Source organism: Vibrio maritimus, assembly GCF_021441885.1.
Lineage (GTDB): Bacteria > Pseudomonadota > Gammaproteobacteria > Enterobacterales > Vibrionaceae > Vibrio > Vibrio maritimus_B.
Map to the genome: position 1 here is coordinate 289417 of NZ_CP090439.1, position 22278 is coordinate 311694.

The following is a 22278-nucleotide window of genomic DNA, read 5'->3' on the forward strand; positions in this document are numbered from 1 at the left end:
CTATGGAACTCAACTATTTACCAAAGCGTATTCAAGACCATAAGAAAGCACTAGTGAACATTGTCACGCCACCAATCTGTACTGAGCGTGCCGTTGCTTACACAAAAGCTTATCGTGAAAACGAAGATAAGCCGGTAATCGTTCAGCGCGCTCTTGCGCTCGAAGAACACCTTAGAACGCGTACCATCTGGATTGATAATGACGAGCTAATTGTCGGTAACCAGGCAAGTAAGCTTCGCGCTGCTCCTATCTTCCCAGAGTACACTGTGCGTTGGATTGAAGCTGAGATTGATGATTTAGCGGATCGCCCAGGTGCCGGCTTTGCGGTAACAGAAGAAGACAAAGAAGTTATTCACTCGCTCACTCCCTACTGGCGTGGTAAGACAGTGCAAGATCGCTGTTACGGTATGTTCACACAAGAGCAGCAAGCCATTCTTGCGACCACGATTATCAAGGCGGAAGGCAACATGACCTCCGGTGATGCACACTTAGCGGTCGACAATGAAAAGATCCTTGCGCTCGGTCTTGATGGACTCATTACAGAAGTTGACGACTTCCGTCAAAGCAATGATATTTCAACCTACGAAGGGCTTAAAAAAGAGCAATTTTATAAGTCGGTCGACATCGTTCTGCGTGCTATTCAACAGCATATCCTGCGCTTTGCTGAGTTAGCCTCTGAGATGGCAAAGAATGAGCAAAATACGAAACGCAAAGCCGAGTTAGAAACCATCTCTGCAAACTGTGAACATATTGCTTATCACGCGCCAACGAGCTTCTGGCAGGCCCTTCAGCTCAGTTATTTTGTTCAGCTTATGCTGCAAATTGAGTCGAACGGTCACTCGGTGTCGTTTGGGCGTATGGACCAATACCTAAACGACTACTACGTAAATGATATCTACAACGGTACTTTGGAACTTGGGTTTGCGCTTGAGCTACTGCAAAGCTGTTGGCTCAAGCTTCTCGAGGTCAACAAAATCCGCTCTGGTGCTCACTCAAAAGCGTCAGCAGGCTCTCCGCTTTATCAAAACGTCTGTATTGGTGGCCAAAGGCTTGATAACCAAGGTAACCCGGTAGATGCGGTAAACCCGCTATCTTGGGCAATACTGGAGTCTTGTGGGCAGCTTCGTTCCACTCAACCAAACCTAAGCGTTAGATACCACGAAGGACTAGACCAAGAATTTTTGATGGGCTGTATCGAAGTCATCAAGTGTGGTTTTGGTATGCCAGCCTTCAATAATGATGAGATTGTGATTCCGGAGTTCATCAAGCTTGGTGTCGAGCGTGAAGATGCCTACAACTATGCCTCAATTGGTTGTATCGAGACAGCTGTACCTGGTAAATGGGGCTATCGCTGTACAGGTATGAGCTTTATCAACTTTGCTCGGATCTTGTTAGCCGCTCTAAATGAAGGCAAAGACGCGACAACCGGCGAGTGCTTCCTGCCACACGACAAATCTCTGGCGAAGGGTAACTTTGCTGGTATGGATGAAGTCATGGCATCGTGGGCAGACCAAGTTCGCTACTACGCAAGAAAATCGATTGAGATCGACACGGTAGTGGATAGCGTCCTAGAGAATCAAGCGCAAGATATTTTCTGCTCATCGTTAGTAGACAACTGTCTGCCGAGCGGCAAAACGGTGAAAGAAGGCGGTGCCAAGTATGACTGGGTATCTGGCCTGCAAGTCGGTATCGCCAACCTAGGGAACAGCCTTGCGGCTATCAAGCACTTGGTATTTGAAGACAAACAAATCAGCCAACCTGAGCTAGCAAAAGCACTAGAAGAAAACTTCGAGGGCTCTGAGCAAGAACAGCTTCGTCAACGTATCCTTAACTTCGCTCCAAAATACGGCAACGATGATGACTCCGTTGACCTTCTACTCGCTGAGGCATACAGCGTGTATATCGATGAGTTGAACAACTTCGTCAATACTCGTCACGGTCGCGGTCCAATCGGCGGTGGGTACTACGCGGGCACGTCTAGTATCTCGGCAAACGTTCCGTTTGGGGCTTCAACTATGGCAACGCCGGACGGGCGAAAGGCAACAACACCTCTAGCTGAAGGCGCAAGCCCATCTTCGGGCTCTGATCGCTTAGGTCCGACTGCGGTATACAACTCTGTCGGTAAGATCCAAGCTGACAAGATTTTGGGTGGTGTACTGCTTAATCAGAAACTATCACCAGCAGCCGTGGCGTCTGAAAGCGACAAACTCAAGCTATCCATGTTGATTCGTACATTCTTCAACCACCATAAAGGTTGGCACGTGCAGTACAACATTGTGTCTAGAGACACCTTGCTCGCGGCGAAACGTAACCCTGAGCAATACCGTGACTTGGTGGTACGTGTAGCGGGGTACTCTGCCTTCTTCACGGCGCTTTCACCGGACGCCCAAGACGACATTATTGCGCGTACTGAGCACGAACTCTGATAGAAACTAACAGCTACACTTCGCAGTTTTTTATGAAGAGTTTAGCTTTCAAATGAAACATAAATGAAAGAGAGCTATAATGGCTCTCTTTTGGTTTGGTGAAGAAGCTAGATAGAGATGGCGTTGATCTCAGCAAGATTCCTGCCTGCGCAGGAATGACGAGGCTAATTACTAGCATCTCCAAAAATGGCGTCATCCCTGCGCAGGCAGGGATCTACTCAAAGCGATCACCAATCCACACCATAAAACTCAAACCCCTGCTCCCCAAGGACTAACTATGAACTCCAGACAATCTGAAATCCTTAACCTCGTCAACGACAGAACCAGAGTGCAAGTCAGCGAGCTTTCTGAACTGACAGGTGTGTCTGGCGTCACTATTCGTCAAGACCTTAATTTCTTGGAGAAAAACGGTTACCTCAAACGCGTTCATGGCGCCGCAGTCGCGCTGCAAAGTGATGATATTGAATCTCGTCTTGAGGTGCACTTCGATATCAAGCAGCAACTCGCGAATAAAGCGGCGGATCTTGTAACGCCAAACGAAACCGTGCTGATTGAAGGTGGCAGTGCTAATGCTCTGTTGGCGAGAACGCTCGCCGAGCGTGGTGATGTCACCATTATCACGCCATCAGCTTATATCGCTCATTTAATCCGCCACACGTCTGCCAACATCATTTTATTGGGTGGGGTATATCAGCATCAAGGGGAGAGCTTGGTGGGACCGCTGACCAAGCTTTGCATTGAGAATATCCACTTCAGTACCGCATTCTTAGGAATTGACGGCTTTGACATCGATACTGGCTTTACCAGTCGAGATATGATGCGCGCCGATATCGCTAGTACCATACTTGCCAAGAAGCGTCGTAATGTTGTACTTACTGATTCAAGTAAATTTGGTCAGATATTCCCCTCCTCAATCGGCAGCACCAACGAAATTTCTGTGCTCATTACAGATGAGGCTGCGCCTCAAGACATGCTCGAACACTTGAAATCTAAAGGTGTTGAAGTCTTTGTCGGCTAGCCAAATATTTCTGGTTTAGTGTGAGGTTTGGCATAAGTGAGCCTCCCCAAACTGTCTGTCACATGGTAGTTGTCCAGACCTGATACAGCGACACTGCCTAGTGATTCAATATCGATATAACCGCCTTCAGCGATTGCCTCTCGCTCGACATGCAGGTTAGTGATCTCTCCAATCAGCAATACGACACCGTTTAGGTCGATAGTTTGACTGCTCTTTAGCGCAAGCGAATACTTTAACCGACTCTCGGCAACAAAAGGGGCACGCACACCCTCTTGCCATTCAGGTGTTAATCCGACCGCCTCAAATTCAGAAACTTCTCTTGGGTAGCGTGCCGACGTCTGGTGCGCTCGCTTCCAGATATCATTGTTAACGTGATTGATTGTGTACTCACCCACTGACTGAATGTTCTCTAGCGTATCTCTAGCGACTGAGTGGGGTCTTGAAATCATTCCGATTAATGGAGGGTTAGCACCCAAATGAAATACCGAACTCACAATGGCTAAATTGGTGTTCCCTTCATGATCTGCAGTGCCTATGAGATTGGCACTTTTAAAGCCTGATAAGCTATTAACGAAGTTAGCTCTATAGCGGTCTTCTAAATTAAGTATATCTTGATGAGTAACATGCATGTGTCGATACCTGGATTAGCGGAATATTGATATAAGTTACTCAAACTCAGTGGTTTTCGATCACCGTGATGCCCATCTCAAGCCAACACTGGATTAATTATTAATGCCATGCACTTTGCCAATATAGTGATATGCTTTGTGGTAATAAGTGTGTTTATGGAGTGAGCGGATGAAAACCCTTGAACAAGAACTGTCTCGAATTGACTTAAACTTACTCGTCTCCCTTAGTGTGCTAATTAAAGAGCGCAACGTCTCTCGTGCTGCTGAGAAGCTTTATTTGTCTCAACCAGCAATGAGCCGAACGCTTGCCAGACTCAGAGATCTGTTTGACGATCCACTGTTCTACCGTGAATCCAATGGATTGCAGCCCACAGCGAAGACACTTGAGCTTGAAGCATCGCTGGATAGTATTCTGCTCTCTATAGACACCTTATTGAATGGGCTCAGTTTCTCCCCTCTCGAATGTGAACGTGCTTTTCGTTTATCCGTTCCCCCATTGATGAGTCGATTTCTAACCGCGCCTTTAGCTAGGGCGCTTAAAGACGTTGCACCTAAGGTCACGTTAGAAGAGTACCCCTCATCACGCGAACCGATTCAATTGCTGAAAGATGGACAGGTCGACTTTTCGATTCATGTTGAAGAGCCACCTCAAAGTGATGAGTATCAATTCCAAAAGATCGGTAGTACCTACCCTGTTATCTATGGCTCTCGAACTCATCCTTTAACGCAACATACCGATATCACCATAGAAGACTGCCTTAACTATCAATTTGTCGATCTATCCCTGGATGTTCGCTCTAATCACAATTACCTAAACCCAATCGATGTAGAGTTAGCTAGACAAGGTCAGAGTCGCACCATAGCTCTGAAGTCCGGACAGCTTTCCACGCTTTTGGATTCTCTCACAGGTACGGACCGATTAATGATTTCAAGCCATGCGTTAGCGGACGACCTACTTAACCACGAAGATCTGCAAGTGATTAAGGCATTTAATCGTGACGACTACTATGTCGGCTTGTATCTGATTGAACACCGCAAAACGGAAAGTAGCCCAGCTCATCGTTGGTTTAAGCAGCTTGTCGTCGATTCATTGTCCGAGAGAATTTCAACTACTTAAACATGATATGCACCTCAAGCATATCAGCTATAAGTGCATATCATTGGAATAGATAGGGCTATCTTCGTAAGCTATTCATCAACAAGCAACGCTATTAAATACAGGGCGAGTTAATAGTGACGATGAATCCACTTCGGAGATAGCTATGACTTTCAAGAAATCACTCATTACTTGTTCAACCCTTGGCCTTGGTTTTGCGCTCACCGCTTGCAGCACAACATCCACCGAGACTGCAAATCAAACCTCTAGCACTATAGAGATCACTGAGCAAAATTACGCTCATGCGGAAACCGCTCGTAACTATCGCAACTGGGTAGCGCTTGGTGCAAACCAACACATCACGCACATGCGTAACCTGCCTCCGAGAGGTAAAGACGCACCAACAGTCCAGATGAATGACGACACCTTATACTCTGTTGCAGTCGTTGAGGCAGTGGACGGAATGGTGACATTTGAGATTCCAGAATCTGACGTTTATATGGCGGTGCAGGTTGTGAACGAAGGCGGTCACGGTGAACATTACGTCGTTGGTGAGGGTTCATATACCGCGGCGATTGAAACAGATTATGCATTTCTCATCTATCGTACAGGCACAGAAAAAGGGCTAGAAGCAGCACGCACAGCTCAAGATAAGATCGAAACAGATACACTCAATTTCGGCACTTATGAAGTGAAAAACTACGACTATCAAGAAGTCGAAGCGTGGACGTCTACCCTCACTGCCGAAACACAGGGACAAGTATTTGCTTATACCTTCCCTCGCACCTCTAAAGAAGTGACGGATTTGCATCAGTGGAACTTGGAGAACGCCAATGGCTGGGGCGGTTCATCGCCAGAGGTTAATGTCGCGAACCTGTACACCAACTCTGTCATGCTTGACGCGGAACAGTGCCAAACTACAACGTTTGAGGAACCCGAGTCAAAATACTTTACCTCGATAACACCTTACGATGAGTCTCGTTACCTTATTGCTGGGGCTAACCATATCTCATCAAACGATTGGGTAACGAATGGCGACGGCACGGTCACTGTGTCTTTTAACTGTGGCTCGAATGCCATCAACAACATAGATACCAACGGACAAGATTTCTCATTTACGGTGCGCTATTACGGAGTGAGCCAGAAGGTAATGAACGGTGAAATTGCTCCAGAGAAAACCGTTATCAAATCATAGGCGACAAACAGGTGAGAATGCGATTACCATTCTCACCTCATAACTCTTTGATAAACTGCAGATATACAGTTCGCACATATCCTTTATCCAAACCTATCATTTCTAAAGCACATCTCGGTTAATTATATTAACCACACAACCTAACACACCACCTCGAGGAGACTCTCATGTTCCCAGTCGTTTATAGTGATTATGCCACCAGCATTCTGTCACACTTAAAACAGCAAGGTATTGATGTTAGCGATATGGTCGCGGCTTCTGGTCTTCCTAGTGATTATCAGCAGACAGAATCTACATTCTTGCCACTACGTGCACTATTTAGGTTGCTAGAATTGACCTATCAAGAACTAGGAGAAGAGAAAGGAACCTCAATCATTCGACGGGTACTACGCACTCAAATTGTCCCAGCACTCCTTGCTGAGCTAAATAATTGCGAAACTGTTGAGCAGGCAGTACGCAATCTTATTCTGTTAATTCAAGCTCAAATACCACAGTCACAGATATCATTGAGCCGGTATGGAGAAAATTTCATCTTCACGCGCTACAAAGCAAACACAGGTGAGGACTCAGCGTTTATTTGGTCAGAAGTTTTCTCATTATGGACTATGGTCGAACTCATTCAGGCTGTCACTCAATCAAAGTGGCTTCCCAAACAAGTGCACATTCAATCGCAATCTTGCAGTGATGTGATTGGGTGTTTCCCCCACCAAATTCAATTTATTCAGGCACGTGAGACGTCTGGTGTGGTCATTGAATCAGCAATGCTATCGCAACCTGTGTCTATCTCAAATACGCAAAGGGACGAGGATGAAGAAGACTACGGTATGCACTACAACGTCATCAGTCAAACCTACAGCGCCCTTCGACCTTATGTCCTTGAGCTTAAGTTTGACTTAGAGCGAGCAGCTCAGATTATCGAGGTGAGTAAGCGCACACTGCAAAGGCGCTTGAGTCAGCATGGCATCACTTTTCGACAGCTAAGAGATAACCTCATTGCTGACATTGCACTAGAGCAGTTACAAAAGGGTGAAGCGGTTTCGAGGGTAGCGGTCAATGTTGGATTTGCCAGCGTATCTCAGTTCTCAAGGTCGTTTAAGCGCATTACAGGACTGGCACCATCACGCATTGCACTTCGCCATATCTAGGGCTAGCTTTACCAAAAGTAACAGTGTTTAGCGTCAACATGTACCTAGAATATTTCTTTAAAATTCTTGAGTGTGTATACTTAATAGGTTGAACTTGCGAAGTTGTACTCTGGATTGTAAATGCAAATAAAGAAAATGGATGCGCCACACGATATGCAAATAGGCGCTAGGTTCGAAACTAAATCTCATGGTTATGTTACCGTTGTAGAGTATTACAATACGCATACCGTCATTGTCGCATTTGAGAACACCGGTAATATTCGCTCTACTACCGCGTCAAAATTACGTGGCGGGCAAATTAGCGATCGTGCAGCACCCATTCAATCTTCCATGGTTGGAGAGACGGTATTATCCCCAAAACATGGAATGCTAACGATTACTCAAGTCGAATCTGAAAATGTTATTCTATTAGAAACTGAAGACGGTGAAGAAATTCGCATGCTTCGTCCTGCCGTGCAAAAACTTCGTGAAAAAATCAATGATGAAGAGATCGACAACGACCAACCTAAACTACCGACTTCTTTGAGTGCACTTACTAAGAGAAATAAGAAAACCAAAGATGTTAACAAGCTACTCAAAAAGATGCTTACTGACTATGGTAAATAATCATTTACTGCACTGCCATTATATTCATAGCACAAAATATTAATTACAAGCCTTCCATTTAAACTACAAATACCTCACTCCTTTCCTATACTTCTCTGTGGGCCATAACACTAAAGAGTTAAAGCCCCCTAATTTGGGACTTTAACTCAAATTAATGCGACCTGCGTCACAAGGTCAATTTGGTTTTGTGACGCAGGTCTATTGTTGTTTTGGTCAGTTTGGATATGATTTGTACCATCCAATAGCGAGGAAAACCCTTCCTCCCCTATAAACTCACATGAGAATGATGATATGAAAAAGATTATGGTTGTATGCGGAAATGGTCTTGGTACTTCACTAATGATGGAAATGGCCGTTAAGGAAGTAGTAGGTAAAATTGGTCTGGATGCCGAAGTTGATCATGAAGATCTATCATCTGCAGCGTCAAGTACTGCTGATATTTGGGTTGCTGCGACTGACGTTGCTAACCAATTAGCTGACGCTGGTAAAGAGAACATTGTTAGCCTTGCGAATATTTTTGATAAAGCTTCTATCGAAGAACAATTGAAAAAATTCATGTAAGGAAAAGATGTAATGCAAAATTTCTTCGAGTTTATGCTGGGCTTATTAAAAGAGCCCGCAATCATGGTAGGTCTTATAGCTTTCGTGGGCTTAATTGCCCAGAAAGCTGACGTATCGACTATTCTTAAAGGCACAATTAAAACCGTAATGGGTTTCCTAATTTTAGGTTTTGGTGCTGGCGCTCTTGTTGGCGCACTAAATAATTTCTCAACTGTATTTACAGAAGCATTTGGCGTAAGTGGTGTTATTCCAAATAACGAAGCAATTGTTGCTCTAGCACAAGAAGCTTTCGGTTATGAAATGGCATTAATTATGTTCTTCGCATTCTTGGTTAATATTCTTTTGGCTCGTTTCACGCCATTGAAGTTTATTTTCCTTACAGGTCACCACACCATGTTCATGTCAATGTTGGTGGCGGTAATCCTATCTACTGCGGAGATCCAAGGTGCAGCATTAGTTGCAATGGGTTCAATTATCGTTGGTTCTCTAATGGTAATCATGCCTGCTCTTGCACAAAAATATACCGTGAAAGTAATGGGTACTGACCAGCTTGCTATGGGTCACTTCTCAACGTTTTCATATTTAATCGCAGGCTATGTGGGCAGCAAATTTGGTGACCCATCAAAATCAACAGAAGAGATCAACGTACCTAAGAGCCTAATGTTCTTACGTGATACGCCAGTTGCAGTTGCAACAACAATGGCAATCTTCTTTATGATTGCATCTATCTTCGCTGGCGGTGAGTTCGTAGAAAGCGTATCTGGCGGTCAGAACTGGGTAGTATTTACCTTCATGCAATCTCTGGTATTCGCAGGTGGTGTTTACATCGTTCTTCAAGGTGTGAAAATGTTGATTGCGGAAATCGTTCCAGCATTTAAAGGCATCTCTGACAAGCTTGTACCAGGTGCGAAGCCAGCTCTAGATTGTCCTATGGTGTTCCCAGTAGCGCCTAACGCGGTATTGATTGGTTTCCTATCTTCATTCGCTGCAGGCCTAGTATCTATGGGTATCCAAGGTGCTTTTGACTGGACAATCATCGTAGCAGGTGTTGTACCTCACTTCTTCGTAGGTGGTGCTGCAGGTGTTTATGGTAACGCGATGGGTGGTCTACGCGGTGCAATCCTTGGTGCATTTGTTCAAGGTCTATGTATCTCGTTCCTACCGATGCTACTACTACCAGTTCTAGGTGGACTTGGTCTTGAAGCAACAACATTTGCTGACTTCGACTTCGGTGTAGTTGGTCTGATTCTAGGTTGGATTGTTCAATGAGTATTTTTAATCTAATTGGCGATAACGGCATTGTTATCTGTAACGAAGAAAACTTGTCTGTCGACGCTGCACTCGACATCACCTGCTCAAAGCTATTAGAGCAAGGTAAAGTAGAAGCTAGCTACCTTGAAGCAATCAAGGCGAAGCATAAAGAAATCGGTGCGTACTACGTACTGGCTCCTAAAATTGCAATGCCACACGCTCGTCCAGAAGACGGTGTTAACGAAGCAGCGCTTCAGGTAACAGTATTCAAAAATGGTGTCGATTTAGAATCAGAAGATAACGGTGACGTTTACTTCTCAATCACACTGGCGGCAATGGATTCAGACAGCCACATTCAAACCATTATGGCGTTAGCTGAACTGTTCCAAAACGATGATGACGTTGAAGCCATTATCGCTGCTGAGAGTGAAGCTGCAATCATCGAGATTCTGAAGAAATACTAATCTCGAAACAAAAAACAAAGCCCTTGTATGAAAGTACAAGGGCTTTTTTAGTTCGGTATGAATTACATCATGAATTAGAGAAAGCACTCGCCTTATGCTTATCAACCGCTTCAGCTTCATCAAACAGCTCAGCGTTGAATACAATATAGCCATTCGACAACATCCCTTTGGCGACTTGAGGGCGACCTTTACACCCTACCCCCATCAATCTCTGACACAAAGCATCTGGTGCGGATTGATACACGATATCCAAAAACGGCAGTTGAGCGTCGGTCACAATGCCATGCGCATTAAACTGCTCTATCGCATCTTCAAAGAGATCTGAATCAGTATGTTCGATGATTTCTATCACGTGTTCCAATCGCATCTATTATTCAATTCCATTTTAATCATATACTTATTGCGAGAGTGTACACTAGTTTCCATCGGTATAACACGGGTTGGATCAATGTCACTCTTACCACTTTGCTATAACGCCAAAGCGATAATGAGACCCGAACAGACCAAAAGCACCCCAAGGATGCGACTATTCAGCCAAGGCTCTTTAAGAAACCACATCCCCATAAAGACGCCAAAAATAATACTCACTTGGCGAAGGGCAACCACATAACTCACATTCTCGACCATTGTCATCGCATACAATACGATGCCATACGTTAGCCCCATCATCAGCCCTGCCGCCGTCGAATGATAGCGATACTTCCAAGCGAGTGCGATCTCATGAGTCTGTTTGGTAAAGACTAGCCACAAGATCAACATCAAAGTGATGCCTGCGGTTTGTAGTCCGAGATACAACACAGCGATATGGAGCGACGTCAGCGCTGTCGTTTCAGACAGCAACCAATTGATCCCCTCTTTATCGACAATTGAGTAAATCGTAGTGCCAATAGCCGCGATGAACGCCCAAAAGACTCCGCAATTGGCATAGGCACTCACGCTCAAGCCTTTAAGTGTTTTCAATGGCACGAGCAAACAACCTAGCGTCAAAATAGCGAAACCAAACCAAGCGGTGAGGTCTAACGATTGCCCCAGTGCCCAAGCCCCCAGCCCAACCATTAACACAGGCAAAGCGCGAGCGATTGGGTAAATAACGCCTATGTCCCCGTTCTTGTATGCCCTGAGTAACCCAACTAAGTAGATAACCTGACCAATAGCGCTGATCCCAAGCAACCACCAAAAATGTGCAGAGATATTGCTGATTCCAACCTGGATGAAACACCAGACAATAAACGGAGAGAGCAGCAAGAACTGTGAAAGAGAAGCGCCTAAAGTGAACGAATAGCCTGAGCCATTATTAGACTTACCAAGAATGTTCCAACCCGCATGAAGTAGCGCCGAAAAGATAACAAGAAGAGCAGCGTAGAGTGTCACAACAAGATCCGATAAAAAAACAACCGACACCACTTGGGCGTCGGTTGGTAGGAAGATAAATCAAAAGAAGTGTATGAAAACCTATCTTTCGAGCTGAGCGATGGACTCGATACTGATAGCATCGTGGCGCCAATATTCAATATCACAATCAATAAGCTCGCCATACTGATTGTAATTAATACGCTCGACCATCATTGCAGGGGTACCTGAAGTTGCACGCAGCGCTTGTGCCACCTCGCCCAGCAGTGAGGTTGTGGTGACTCGGTACTTTACCTTATCGTAGACAACACCGTATTTCTCACGATAGATATCCGTCAATGACGCACCAGCCATATCCACATCTAGTAGGTCTGGAAACTTTTCAGTTCGAATGAAGTTGGTCACATAAACGACTGGGCGCTCTTCTAAGTAACGCACACGATCTACTCGATAAATATCTGAAAACGGTGGTAATTCCAAAAGCTGAGCCGCTTGTTTTGTTGTCAAGATCCCTTTTGCTGCAATGAGCTCAGTACGTGGCTGTCGATTCTGAGAAATCGCCATATTAGTAAAGTTAAGGGTCTGCGTAGGGTCATAACGCAGCGGCTCTGGAGATATAAACCAGCCACGACGATCTTCACGATAAATGCGCCCTTCTGCTTCAAGCAGTGACAGTGCTTCACGAAGCGTGACACGAGTGGTGTCGAACGACTCAGCAAGCTTGCGTTCTGCTGGCAATTTTTGCCTCGGAGCAAGCATGCCCGATTCGATTTGCTCAACAATGGCGTCTTTTATTTTTACGTATTGCACTTGGCATCCTTAATTCAATCGTTATCCAACACGATTATTAATCGAAATATCTCGTCTATTAGCGTTTACGCCAAGCTTGAGTTTTGCCTTCAAATAGCTTTCCAACAACCATGTGAACCAGTTTGGCAACGGCTGCAGAGAGCATGATCATTACCGCCATTGCCGCTGCACTGCCCGTCTGGCCGGCATCATCCATGTTAAGCACCGCGACAGACGCTGGGATCGTATTTGTTGAATACAAGAATACTACCGCAGACGTGGTTGTTAAAGCATTGATAAATAGATATATCGCGATATCTAACACAGCCGGCAAACAGCATGGCAAAGAAACTTTGAAAAATAGCTTATATTGCGACAGCTTAACCGACGCAGCCGTCGCCTCAATTTCTGAAGGTAGCTGCTTGAGTGCCGTCAACGCCGTCATATGCCCCACAGTGTAATAATGCACAACGGTATTGATAACCAAGAATGCCATGGTGCCATACAACACACCGAGTGGGTTATTGGCGTCATTAAAGTAGAAGATGTAACCCAAACCCAGTACCAACCCAGGAACGGCCATTGGAATCACACTCATCATCTGCATCGCTTGACGAACCGGACCAAACGCACGCCCTTTCTCAATACAGTAAGCACCGATAAAGATAACCACCGAGCCTATGATTGCTGTCCATGTCGCCAATTTCAGGGAGTTAAAGTACGGGCTCCAGCCATAAGTACTCATCTCGGCGAAGTTATAGTTGTTGAGCGTGAGGGCTTTGTTCCAAGGCCAGAAAGTAACGAGCGAACCATACACTGCCATACCAAGCACAGCTAACACCGCCAGAGAAACCAGCAGGCAATAGACAAAGCAAAGGGAGTCACGCAGCTTATTGGGAGATGGCTGATAAGGCACGGAGCGACTATCTAGCATGCTCTTCTGTTTTTTCTGTACCCAGCGGTCAACAGTAAACGCCAGAACAGCCGGAAGAAGCAACAAGATACTGGTTACCGCCCCCATAGAAAAATTCTGCTGACCAACGACTTGCTTGAATATATCGGTCGCTAATACGTTGTAGCTGCCACCAATCACTTTTGGTACACCAAAATCACAAACCACCAGAGTAAACACGACGATGAGTGTGCTGATCAATCCATACTTAGCCGCAGGTAAAGTAACGGTGAAGAAAGTTTTAGCCGGCGATGTTTTTAGTGCACGTGCCGCCTCGTAGAGGCGAGCATCTGAGGTGCGCAGTGACGTAGTTAAAATCATCAAAGCATGGGGAAAGGTCCAAAATATTAGACCCAGTGAAACACCAATCAAGCCATAAACAGAGTGTCCTTGCAGTAGTTCTTTCGCCACACCTTGATTACCAAACAAGAAGATCAAACTAATCGCTGGGAGTAGGGACGGCGCTAAGATTGGTGCCGTCCCCATCAAGTTAAACAGACCTTTCAATGGCATACACGAGCGAGTCAACGCATAAGCGTAACCGAATGCTAAAAAGCCAACCACCACAGTGACAATAAGCCCCAGCGTCATCGTATTGCTTAGTGAATACCAAAGACTGTCGGTGGCAAAATAGGTAGCGAAATTCTCAAGACCAACGAACTCACCGGCACTGTTCTGCACACTCTTTTTCATCATTGCCCACAAGGGCATCAAGATAAACAGTGTCATAGCGACAAATAGAAACGTTAGCAGTCCAAAAAGTACCATATTGTCTTTACTAAACTTAGCACTGACTTTTTGAGTGGTGAGTAACGCCAGACGTTGTTTCATTGTGCCACCAGAATTTAGAGTTGAAGTAACCTGCATTGACCCTTCCCTATGCCGCGGCTTTTAGCTGACTTGTTTCTCGGCGATAGCCAAGCAATCCACTCTCAGAAAACTCGACGTAACGAATATCGTTGCGACGAAGTTGAAGCTCGTTGGCATGTTTGACTGGAACGTCAATGTAAATAGGCGCGGCAGTTGGCGCATGCTGCATCATCACCTCGACGCGATAGAACGCGCCTTGAAACTCTTTTGCCAGTACTTTTACTGGAATCGCATTGGCAGCATGCTCGACAAACTTCAGGCTCTCAGGACGGACAGCAAGGTCAAAGATATCTCCTTGTTCTAACGTCATGTTTTCCAACGTCGGTAATGACAGCATACTTTCCGCGATGCGCAGACTCGTCGTTGACGCTACTGAAGCTTCGATAAAGTTCATGCTGCCGACAAAATCAGCGACGAAACGCGTTGCTGGTTTCTCATACACTTCTTGCGGCGTGCCTACTTGCTCAATCACGCCATGGTTCATCACCACAATACGGTCAGCCATAGATAAGGCCTCTTCCTGATCGTGCGTTACCATGATGGTAGTGATGCCAAGCTTTCGCTGCATTTGGCAGATCTCTTCACGCAGGTGAGTACGTACTTTTGCATCAAGAGCTGACAAAGGTTCATCGAGCAGAAGCAGACCTGGAGACAGTGCCAACGCGCGCGCTAGCGCAACACGCTGCTGCTGACCGCCAGAAAGCTGGTTAGGGTACTTATTGCCAGACGTTGGTAAACCAATCATTTCTAGCCAGTGTTCTACTTTCTCCAACGCTTCTTTATTCGACATACCTTGGTTCTTTAAACCTATGGCGATGTTCTCTTGAACTGTTAAGTTAGGAAATAGTGCATAAGATTGAAATACAATGCCAAAGTCGCGTTTTTCTGGTGGAAGAAAAGTAATGTCTTTGTCTGCTTGATGGATTTCACCCGTGGTTGGTAAATCCAGCCCTGCAATGGCGCGAAGTAATGTGGTTTTGCCACAACCAGATGGTCCAAGAAAGCAAACGAACTCGCCCTTGTTGATGGCGAGGGAAATCTGCTTTAATGCCGTGAACTGACCGAACTGTTTCACCACATTTTTAATATCTAGATAAGGGTTGGATACTGTCATTATCGTCTCTCCAATGGTATATACCAAATGTAAATCTGGTTTATTTCATCGGGATGACAGTTTTGTAGCAGGTAGATTGCAATCGATGAATTTCGCGATGCCGGTGTCTCTGTTTGCTAAAAATAACGAAGGGAAGATCCTAAGATCTTCCCTTCTTTAATACATCATCAGTTGATGCGCGACTAATGTATGCAGCAGTCAGCCACCATTTACTACGATCGTGGCTCTGACTTACCGTCAAATTTTTGAGACCATGTTTTTAGCACTTCAGCGCGATCTGCACCCATTTTGCCAAAGTCCATGTCAGCCATAGCACCTTCTACCTCTGGGTAGTTCGACACATTGCCCGTTACCGCCTTATGAGCAACCACTGGATAAGACTCAACATAAAGCTCGTTTGCTGCCTTAGAGATTGACCAGTCAACCACTCGCTTAGCGGCATCAGACTCTTTAACCAAGCCAACCGCTTCAGACTCCCAACCGATGCCTTTTGGCGTGATGACCGCTAGCGGCGCACCTTGGTTGATCAGCTTAGCACCGCGCACAGCCATTGAGATGCCGATAGCGACTTCTCCCATACCCGCCTGAACACATGGCTTCGAGCCAGAGTGCGTGTAATGTGCAATGTTGTTATCTAGCTTTTTCATATAGTTCCAAGCTTGATCTTCACCCATGTTCTGCAGCCACGCCGATACTTGCATGTAACCCGTGCCCGAAGACGCTGGGTTTGGCATAGCGATATGACCTTGATAAACCGGCTTAGTCAAATCTTCCCATGACTGTGGTTTCGGCAGGTTAAGCTGTTTCGCCACTGCTTCGTTGAAACAGATAGCATTGAAGAACGCGTCGTTACCAAACCAAGCTTGATTCGTCTGAGGATCGTTAAGGCTCTCATTCAAGTCTTCTAAGCCTGTTGGTGTATATGGCTTAAGAATGCCTTCTTCCTTAAGCAGAGCCATCGATGAGCCTGCCAAACCCCATACAACTTCCGCGTGAGGATTGTTTTTCTCCGCGAGAAGTTTCGCCGTCATGATACCTGTCGAATCACGAACCCATTTGATCTTGATGTCTGGGTTTTCTTTCTCAAACGCGTTCTTGTATTTAGCAAGAATGTCAGTCTCGAAAGCGGTATACACGGTTACTTCTGTCGCTGCTAGTGCATTAGTGGCAAGTAGAGAAACCAGTGTCGCCAGTGTTCCCTTCATCAAACGGTTTTTCATCTTCGTCTCCAGTTAAATTTGGTCTGTACCAGTTGATAGCGCCCACCTTAGTTTTGTTATATGACGATTAAATGAACAAAAAATGGCAGTTTTACTAAATAAAATCGACTTTACGGACTAGTTTTACGCTCAAAGTGCAGTTATGAAACTTTTGTGAAAGTTGAATTCCGCCCTTTGCGTTTACAAAATTTGGTTGCTAGAGTGATTACAACAAATTGGTATAGTCCAAAAAAAGACGAGACGCAAAATGAAAAACGAATACTTGTTGCTTACGCCCGGTCCATTATCGACTTCCGAAACCGTACGCCAGGCAATGTTGAAAGACTGGTGTACTTGGGATGACGATTACAACAAAGAGATCGTCGAAGTGATTCGTGCCAAATTAACAAAGCTAGCGACTGAGCACGAAGGCTATACAAGTGTGCTCATGCAAGGTAGCGGTACCGCTTCTGTAGAGGCAACGATTGGCAGCTCTATGGGTCCTAATGACAAGCTACTCGTGGTCGATAATGGCGCCTACGGTGCGCGTATCGCACAAATTGCCAACTACTTAAACATTGCTACCCATGTTGTTGCCCCTGGTGAGGTAAGCCAACCAAGCCTAGACAAGGTAAAAACCGCACTAGAGCAGGATGCCTCTATCACTCACGTCGCGATCGTTCACTGCGAAACGACCACTGGCATGCTCAATCCAATTGAAGCAGTCGCCACGCTAGCAAAAGAATATGACAAAACCGTGATTCTCGATGCGATGTCGAGCTTTGGTGGTATTCCTATGGATATTGGGGATCTGGGCATCGACTTTATGATCAGCTCTGCCAACAAATGTATTCAAGGTGTCCCAGGATTTGGTTTTGTGGTTGCTAAACAGTCTGAGTTAGAAAAATGCAAAGGCCGCGCACGTTCACTAAGTCTCGATCTTTATGACCAATGGCATTGCATGCAAGCCAATCATGGTAAATGGCGTTTCACATCTCCTACTCATACAGTACGAGCGTTCTATCAAGCCTTGATTGAACTTGAGCAAGAAGGTGGTATTGGTGCCCGTCACCAACGCTATCAAACCAACCAGACAACCTTAGTACAAGGAATGCGCTCTTTGGGTTTCCGTACCTTGCTCAATGATGATCTGCACTCACCCATCATCACATCGTTCTACTCGCCAGAGCATAGCGACTATCAATTCAAAGAGTTCTATGACCGATTGAAGGCGCAGGGTTTTGTTATCTACCCAGGTAAAGTGTCCAATGCTGACTGTTTCCGCATAGGTAACATTGGCGATGTTCACCCAGCAGACATTGAACGTCTAATCGGTGCCATTAAAAACGCTATGTATTGGGAGCTTTCATAATGTCGAGCACAGCGACTCACCTTCGCAGCGAAGGGGATGTGAACAACACCCCTGCTCGCCAAGAATGGAACAACAAGATTCAAGACGAGGCGACACAAACGCTACTTAAACGCGATGCTGACGTATTTTTACATCAATCTATGTCTACGCCATGTCTTGATTCTCTGGAAGCCGCCGAAGGCATCTACATTCAGGACACGCGTGGCAAGCGTTATATGGATTTTCATGGTAATAACGTGCATCAATTAGGCTATGCGCACCCTCATGTGATCAAACGAATCACTGAGCAGATGCACTCATTACCATTTTCGCCACGCCGTTTTACCAATGAAACAGCAGTGCAATGCGCTGAAAAACTGACTGAAATCTGCGGTGGTGATTTAAACCGAGTTTTGTTTGCGCCAGGCGGTACATCCGTCGTAGGAATGGCGCTTAAGCTTGCTCGCTACATCACTGGCAATTACAAGGTTGTTTCACTCTGGGATTCATTCCACGGCGCTTCTCTTGACGCGATTTCTGTCGGGGGCGAAGCGTGCTTCCGCGAAGGTATGGGACCTCTAATGGCAGGTGTCGAACGCATTCCACCAGCGGTTTCATACCGAGGCGCATTCCCTTCTCAAGACGGTAGCGACGTCCACTACGCCGACTACCTAGAGTATGTCATTGAAAAAGAGGGCGGTATCGGCGCATTTATCGCAGAAGGCGTTCGCAATACCGATGTCCAGGTACCAAGTAAAGCCTACTGGCAGCGCATTCGTGAAATCTGCGACAAACACAACGTCATGCTGATCATCGATGACATTCCCAATGGCATGGGGCGAAGCGGCGAATGGTTCACCTATCAAGCATTCGACATTGAGCCAGATATTTTATGTATCGGTAAAGGTTTCGGTGGCGGCTTAGTCCCTATCGCTGCCATGGTGACCAAAGACAAGTACAACACTGCTGCCGAGATCTCGCTCGGCCACTATACCCACGAAAAAAGCGCTCTAGGGTGCGCGGCTGCGCTGGCAACGATGGAAACCATCGAACAAGAGAAGCTACTCGAAAAAACACGTGAAGACAGCGAGTTTGTGAGAGCGCGTCTGCAACAGATGAAAGACAAATACTCAATCATTGGTGATGTGCGCGGTATTGGCTTGTTGTGGGGTGTTGAGTTGGTGACAAATCATATCACCAAAGAGCGTGCCTACGATGAAGCAGAGCAGGTGCTATACCAGTGCTTGAATCAAGGACTGAGCTTTAAGGTTTCCCAAGGAAACGTCATTCAGCTAAGTCCACCTTTAATTATCACCCGAGAAGAGCTCACCAAAGCTCTCGATATCTTTGAGCACGCCATTGCTCATGTTTGTCGCTAAACAATAAGTTAGAAAATAAGGAATACCACTATGACTCAACCATCCCCTATCCAAGCTGTTGTTTTTGACTGGGCTGGCACCATTGTTGACTTTGGTTCATTCGCACCGACGAGCATCTTTGTCTCTGCGTTTAAGCAAGGCTTCGACTTCGACATTTCATTAGAAGAAGCCCGTGAGCCGATGGGTATCGGTAAATGGGACCACATCAAAGCCGTTGGTCAGATCCCAGCCGTGAAAGCACGTTGGGTGGCTCAGTTTGGCAAAAAGATGGACGATGCGGACATTGATGCTATTTACGCGGCATTTATGCCTCTGCAGAAAGCGAAAGTCGCAGATCACGCAGCGCCAATTCTAAATGCTGTCGAGGTCGTGAATAACCTAAAACAGAAAGGCATTAAAATTGGTTCATGTTCAGGTTATCCGCGTGAAGTCATGGACGTTCTGGTGCCTGTTGCGGCGGATTACGGCTACCAACCCGATTACGTAGTAGCGACAGACGATCTTCCACAAGGCGGTCGCCCGGCACCATTCATGGCACTGAAAAATGCCATTGAGCTAAGTGTTACAAGCGTTGGCGCATGCGTCAAAGTTGACGATGCGGCGCCTGGCATCGAAGAGGGTCACAACGCAGGAATGTGGACTGTGGGTCTATTGCTATCGGGTAACGAGGCGGGACTAACGTTTGAAGAATACCAAGCCGCTGATGCAGAAACTCTCGACGCAGCACGCGAACGTGCCCGAGTGAAACTGGGTAAATCAGCCCCGCACTACTTAATTGATACTATTGCCGATCTACCTGAAGTGATTGCTGATATTGAAGAGCGATTAGTCGCAGGCGAACGCCCTTAATCAAGCTGCGGTTAAGGTTACTTCATATATGAAAAAGGAGAGCTTATCGCTCTCCTTTTTAGTGCGCGCTTATTCCGCACCATAAATATCAAAATTGAAGTACTTTGCCGCAATCTTGTCATAGGTTCCGTTACTACGGATATCTTTAATGGCTTGGTTAAATTGAGCGGCGAGTTTCTTGTCTTGCAGTCTCAACGCCAGCGCCGTTCCTTCACCAATGTAAGCTTTATCAGTCACTGCCTTACCTTTAAATTCGAAATTAGCACCTTCAGGCTTATCTAATAGTGCCAGAGCCAATTGATCAGAGTTCCCGAATGTTACATCTAAGCGACCATTCTGAAGATCAAGGTAAACCTCATCCTGACCGTTATAACGTTTGATTGTCGCGATAGAGCCAAAATGGTCAGTCACATAGGTATCATGGATAGTGCCTTGTTGGACACCAATCGTCTTCCCTTTCAGACCTTCTTTATCCATTTCAAAAGTCGCGCTTTTTGCGGCGACAAAGCGAGCTGGCGTTTGATAGTACTTGTTGGTAAATAGCACTCTCTTCTTACGCTCTTCTGTGATTCGCATGGATGCCATAATCACGTCAGACTTACGAGATAACAGACTCGGGATCAAAGAGTCCCAGCTCTGCGTGACCCAAACACAATCAAGCTCAGCTTGAGCACACAAGGCGTCGGCGATCTCAATATCGAACCCTACTGGCGTTCCTTGGCTGTCTTTATAGTTAAAAGGTGGATAGGTAAAATCTGAAGCCAGCCTCACCTCTTTAGCCTGCACCGAGCCCATGAATAGTGCTGATATGCAAACGATGCTAGTAATAATTTTCTTCATTGGTAAATCCCTTTTATGACAGCTCTACACACTGCTCTTCTGAATAGGTTGTTAATACGTCAATGACTTCAAGCATGCTTGCTTTAGAGCCAATGGTAATTCTTACACACTGCGGCAAAGCAGGTTCGTGAGTCTGGTTTCGAGTGACAATGCCTTTTTTTTTCATCACATCAAACAAATCAACGCCCGCGCGCGCCTTCACCAAAACAAAATTGGTTGATGACGGGTACACTTCAGACACAATATCGAGTTTCGCTAGTTCTAGGCTAAACCAGTCACGCGTTGCGATAATCTCTTCAGTGACCTGTTTCACCTGTTCAAGTCCCTGCTCAGAAAGCGACTTGAGGACAATCTTGGAAGAACAATCCGGCATTGGATAAGGTGGAATGAGCTTGTTTACGTACTCCATCACCGCATCACTAGCGACAATAAAGCCACAGCGAACCGCCGCTAATCCGAACGCTTTCGACAATGTACGAATGACCACCAAATGTGGGAACTGCTCTATCAGATCCGCTGTTGAAGCCCCTAACTCAAATTCTATGTATGCCTCATCAACCACAACTAGTGAAGAGTGTTTTGTTCCTTCAAGTACTGAGATGATGTCTCCACGTGGAATCACATTACCGGTCGGATTGTTCGGTGAGCACAGAAAGACCATGTTGGCATGCTTCGCTTCCTCGACCACCTTGTCTACATCCAAGTTAAAGCATGGCTTAAGCGGTACATCCCGCACTTCAATTGCAAGAGACTCAGCACAAAACTCGTACATAGCATAAGTTGGAGAACAGATGACAATACTGTCCTTCCCTGGCTGACAAAAGGTTCTGATCAACAGGTCTATCGCTTCATCGGCACCGCGTACAGCGACGACATCGGCAGAGGTGCGTGCGTAACGCTGGTACGCTTTCGCTAAATCCTGAGGTAGAAAGTCTGGATATCGATTCAACTCCATATCAGCACTATCGTTTTGTACTGGGTGTTCAAGTTCATTGGCATTTAGCCAAACACGACCACTTCCTCCAATACGCCTTGCTGACTGGTAAGGTATTAATTTTTTTACGGCTTGAGGCACAAGCTCTGCGATAAACTCACTCAAAGTACTGCTTTTCCGTTTTATAGTTATAAGTCAAATTAGCTTACAATTGCACTATCAACTGCAATATTTGACTTTTAATTCACTTTATTGGGCTA

21 protein-coding genes are annotated in these 22278 nt (G+C 45.8%); 12 read left to right on the top strand and 9 right to left on the bottom strand.

Annotated elements, in window-relative coordinates:
• Positions 1 to 2: 2 nt before the first annotated feature.
• Entirely contained in the window at positions 3 to 2426 is a 2424-nt protein-coding gene (locus LY387_RS17900; protein WP_234497153.1) for a formate C-acetyltransferase/glycerol dehydratase family glycyl radical enzyme, read from the top strand.
• 277 nt (positions 2427 to 2703) lie between these two features.
• On the top strand, positions 2704 to 3444 hold the full coding sequence (locus LY387_RS17905; RefSeq protein WP_234497155.1) for a DNA-binding transcriptional regulator YciT: 741 nt from the start codon (positions 2704 to 2706) through the stop codon (positions 3442 to 3444).
• On the opposite strand, the gene LY387_RS17910 is transcribed toward LY387_RS17905, so the two are convergent.
• Positions 3441 to 4073, bottom strand: a complete 633-nt coding sequence (locus LY387_RS17910) for a flavin reductase family protein (RefSeq protein ID WP_234497157.1) — start codon at positions 4071 to 4073, stop codon at positions 3441 to 3443. The two genes, LY387_RS17905 and LY387_RS17910, sit on opposite strands and share 4 nt — an antisense overlap.
• A gap of 169 nt (positions 4074 to 4242) precedes the next feature.
• Here LY387_RS17910 and LY387_RS17915 point away from each other — a divergent pair, with 169 nt between their 5' ends.
• The 7 genes from LY387_RS17915 (at position 4243) to LY387_RS17945 (ending at position 10391) form a co-directional block, all read left to right on the top strand.
• Positions 4243 to 5190 (top strand): LysR family transcriptional regulator, encoded by a 948-nt coding sequence (locus LY387_RS17915; RefSeq protein WP_234497160.1) that lies wholly within the window; start codon positions 4243 to 4245, stop codon positions 5188 to 5190.
• A 145-nt stretch (positions 5191 to 5335) separates the two neighbouring features.
• The gene (locus tag LY387_RS17920) at positions 5336 to 6364 is read left to right on the top strand and encodes a DUF1254 domain-containing protein (RefSeq protein WP_234497162.1); all 1029 of its coding nucleotides are present in this window, start codon (positions 5336 to 5338) and stop codon (positions 6362 to 6364) included.
• A gap of 167 nt (positions 6365 to 6531) precedes the next feature.
• A complete protein-coding gene (locus LY387_RS17925; protein WP_234497164.1) occupies positions 6532 to 7509 on the top strand; it encodes a helix-turn-helix transcriptional regulator in 978 nt (325 codons plus the stop codon).
• Positions 7510 to 7644: 135 nt separating this feature from the next.
• The gene (locus LY387_RS17930; RefSeq protein WP_234497783.1) at positions 7645 to 8115 is read left to right on the top strand and encodes a hypothetical protein; all 471 of its coding nucleotides are present in this window, start codon (positions 7645 to 7647) and stop codon (positions 8113 to 8115) included.
• Between the two features lie 291 nt (positions 8116 to 8406).
• Positions 8407 to 8676 (top strand): PTS sugar transporter subunit IIB, encoded by a 270-nt coding sequence (locus LY387_RS17935; RefSeq protein WP_128648995.1) that lies wholly within the window; start codon positions 8407 to 8409, stop codon positions 8674 to 8676.
• A 12-nt stretch (positions 8677 to 8688) separates the two neighbouring features.
• Positions 8689 to 9945 carry a PTS ascorbate transporter subunit IIC gene (locus LY387_RS17940; RefSeq protein WP_128648996.1) on the top strand — a complete coding sequence of 419 codons (1257 nt, stop codon included), beginning with the start codon at positions 8689 to 8691 and terminating at the stop codon, positions 9943 to 9945.
• A complete protein-coding gene (locus LY387_RS17945) occupies positions 9942 to 10391 on the top strand; it encodes a PTS sugar transporter subunit IIA (protein ID WP_234497166.1) in 450 nt (149 codons plus the stop codon). Before LY387_RS17940 ends, LY387_RS17945 begins: the two co-directional genes overlap by 4 nt.
• A gap of 67 nt (positions 10392 to 10458) precedes the next feature.
• Here LY387_RS17945 and LY387_RS17950 read toward each other — a convergent pair whose 3' ends face one another.
• From LY387_RS17950 to LY387_RS17975, 6 genes are all read right to left on the bottom strand, one after another.
• Positions 10459 to 10758 (bottom strand): hypothetical protein, encoded by a 300-nt coding sequence (locus LY387_RS17950; protein WP_234497168.1) that lies wholly within the window; start codon positions 10756 to 10758, stop codon positions 10459 to 10461.
• A 101-nt stretch (positions 10759 to 10859) separates the two neighbouring features.
• On the bottom strand, positions 10860 to 11762 hold the full coding sequence (locus LY387_RS17955) for an EamA family transporter (protein ID WP_234497170.1): 903 nt from the start codon (positions 11760 to 11762) through the stop codon (positions 10860 to 10862).
• An 81-nt stretch (positions 11763 to 11843) separates the two neighbouring features.
• Complete coding sequence (gene phnR, locus LY387_RS17960; RefSeq protein WP_234497171.1) at positions 11844 to 12551, bottom strand: phosphonate utilization transcriptional regulator PhnR; 708 nt, start codon at positions 12549 to 12551, stop codon at positions 11844 to 11846.
• Positions 12552 to 12609: 58 nt separating this feature from the next.
• The gene (locus LY387_RS17965; protein WP_234497172.1) at positions 12610 to 14313 is read right to left on the bottom strand and encodes a putative 2-aminoethylphosphonate ABC transporter permease subunit; all 1704 of its coding nucleotides are present in this window, start codon (positions 14311 to 14313) and stop codon (positions 12610 to 12612) included.
• Between the two features lie 46 nt (positions 14314 to 14359).
• Positions 14360 to 15466 (bottom strand): putative 2-aminoethylphosphonate ABC transporter ATP-binding protein, encoded by a 1107-nt coding sequence (locus LY387_RS17970; RefSeq protein WP_234497174.1) that lies wholly within the window; start codon positions 15464 to 15466, stop codon positions 14360 to 14362.
• A 212-nt stretch (positions 15467 to 15678) separates the two neighbouring features.
• Positions 15679 to 16686, bottom strand: a complete 1008-nt coding sequence (locus LY387_RS17975; protein WP_234497175.1) for a putative 2-aminoethylphosphonate ABC transporter substrate-binding protein — start codon at positions 16684 to 16686, stop codon at positions 15679 to 15681.
• Between the two features lie 247 nt (positions 16687 to 16933).
• On the opposite strand from LY387_RS17975, the gene phnW reads away from it, so the two are divergent.
• Genes phnW through phnX form a run of 3 tightly spaced genes read left to right on the top strand, consistent with a single transcriptional unit; the run spans position 16934 to position 20244 of the window.
• A complete protein-coding gene (gene phnW, locus LY387_RS17980; protein ID WP_234497176.1) occupies positions 16934 to 18037 on the top strand; it encodes a 2-aminoethylphosphonate--pyruvate transaminase in 1104 nt (367 codons plus the stop codon).
• Entirely contained in the window at positions 18037 to 19395 is a 1359-nt protein-coding gene (locus tag LY387_RS17985; RefSeq protein WP_234497177.1) for an aspartate aminotransferase family protein, read from the top strand. The genes phnW and LY387_RS17985 overlap by 1 nt, the downstream gene beginning before the upstream one ends.
• A gap of 30 nt (positions 19396 to 19425) precedes the next feature.
• Positions 19426 to 20244: a phosphonoacetaldehyde hydrolase gene (gene phnX, locus LY387_RS17990; protein WP_234497179.1), complete on the top strand. Its 819-nt coding sequence runs from the start codon at positions 19426 to 19428 to the stop codon at positions 20242 to 20244.
• A 69-nt stretch (positions 20245 to 20313) separates the two neighbouring features.
• Here phnX and LY387_RS17995 read toward each other — a convergent pair whose 3' ends face one another.
• Positions 20314 to 21084, bottom strand: coding sequence for an ABC transporter substrate-binding protein (locus tag LY387_RS17995; RefSeq protein ID WP_234497180.1), 771 nt, complete (start codon positions 21082 to 21084; stop codon positions 20314 to 20316).
• A gap of 13 nt (positions 21085 to 21097) precedes the next feature.
• Positions 21098 to 22183, bottom strand: a complete 1086-nt coding sequence (gene hisC / locus LY387_RS18000) for a histidinol-phosphate transaminase (protein WP_234497184.1) — start codon at positions 22181 to 22183, stop codon at positions 21098 to 21100.
• Between the last annotated feature and the right edge of the window lie 95 nt (positions 22184 to 22278).

Coding starts and splice junctions, on each gene's coding strand:
- LY387_RS17900 (WP_234497153.1), top strand. CDS start 3: ATGGAACTCAACTATTTACCAAAGCGTATTCAAGACCATAAGAAAGCA.
- LY387_RS17905 (WP_234497155.1), top strand. CDS start 2,704: ATGAACTCCAGACAATCTGAAATCCTTAACCTCGTCAACGACAGAACC.
- LY387_RS17910 (WP_234497157.1), bottom strand. CDS start 4,073: ATGCATGTTACTCATCAAGATATACTTAATTTAGAAGACCGCTATAGA.
- LY387_RS17915 (WP_234497160.1), top strand. CDS start 4,243: ATGAAAACCCTTGAACAAGAACTGTCTCGAATTGACTTAAACTTACTC.
- LY387_RS17920 (WP_234497162.1), top strand. CDS start 5,336: ATGACTTTCAAGAAATCACTCATTACTTGTTCAACCCTTGGCCTTGGT.
- LY387_RS17925 (WP_234497164.1), top strand. CDS start 6,532: ATGTTCCCAGTCGTTTATAGTGATTATGCCACCAGCATTCTGTCACAC.
- LY387_RS17930 (WP_234497783.1), top strand. CDS start 7,645: ATGGATGCGCCACACGATATGCAAATAGGCGCTAGGTTCGAAACTAAA.
- LY387_RS17935 (WP_128648995.1), top strand. CDS start 8,407: ATGAAAAAGATTATGGTTGTATGCGGAAATGGTCTTGGTACTTCACTA.
- LY387_RS17940 (WP_128648996.1), top strand. CDS start 8,689: ATGCAAAATTTCTTCGAGTTTATGCTGGGCTTATTAAAAGAGCCCGCA.
- LY387_RS17945 (WP_234497166.1), top strand. CDS start 9,942: ATGAGTATTTTTAATCTAATTGGCGATAACGGCATTGTTATCTGTAAC.
- LY387_RS17950 (WP_234497168.1), bottom strand. CDS start 10,758: ATGCGATTGGAACACGTGATAGAAATCATCGAACATACTGATTCAGAT.
- LY387_RS17965 (WP_234497172.1), bottom strand. CDS start 14,313: ATGAAACAACGTCTGGCGTTACTCACCACTCAAAAAGTCAGTGCTAAG.
- LY387_RS17970 (WP_234497174.1), bottom strand. CDS start 15,466: ATGACAGTATCCAACCCTTATCTAGATATTAAAAATGTGGTGAAACAG.
- LY387_RS17975 (WP_234497175.1), bottom strand. CDS start 16,686: ATGAAAAACCGTTTGATGAAGGGAACACTGGCGACACTGGTTTCTCTA.
- phnW (WP_234497176.1), top strand. CDS start 16,934: ATGAAAAACGAATACTTGTTGCTTACGCCCGGTCCATTATCGACTTCC.
- LY387_RS17985 (WP_234497177.1), top strand. CDS start 18,037: ATGTCGAGCACAGCGACTCACCTTCGCAGCGAAGGGGATGTGAACAAC.
- phnX (WP_234497179.1), top strand. CDS start 19,426: ATGACTCAACCATCCCCTATCCAAGCTGTTGTTTTTGACTGGGCTGGC.
- LY387_RS17995 (WP_234497180.1), bottom strand. CDS start 21,084: ATGAAGAAAATTATTACTAGCATCGTTTGCATATCAGCACTATTCATG.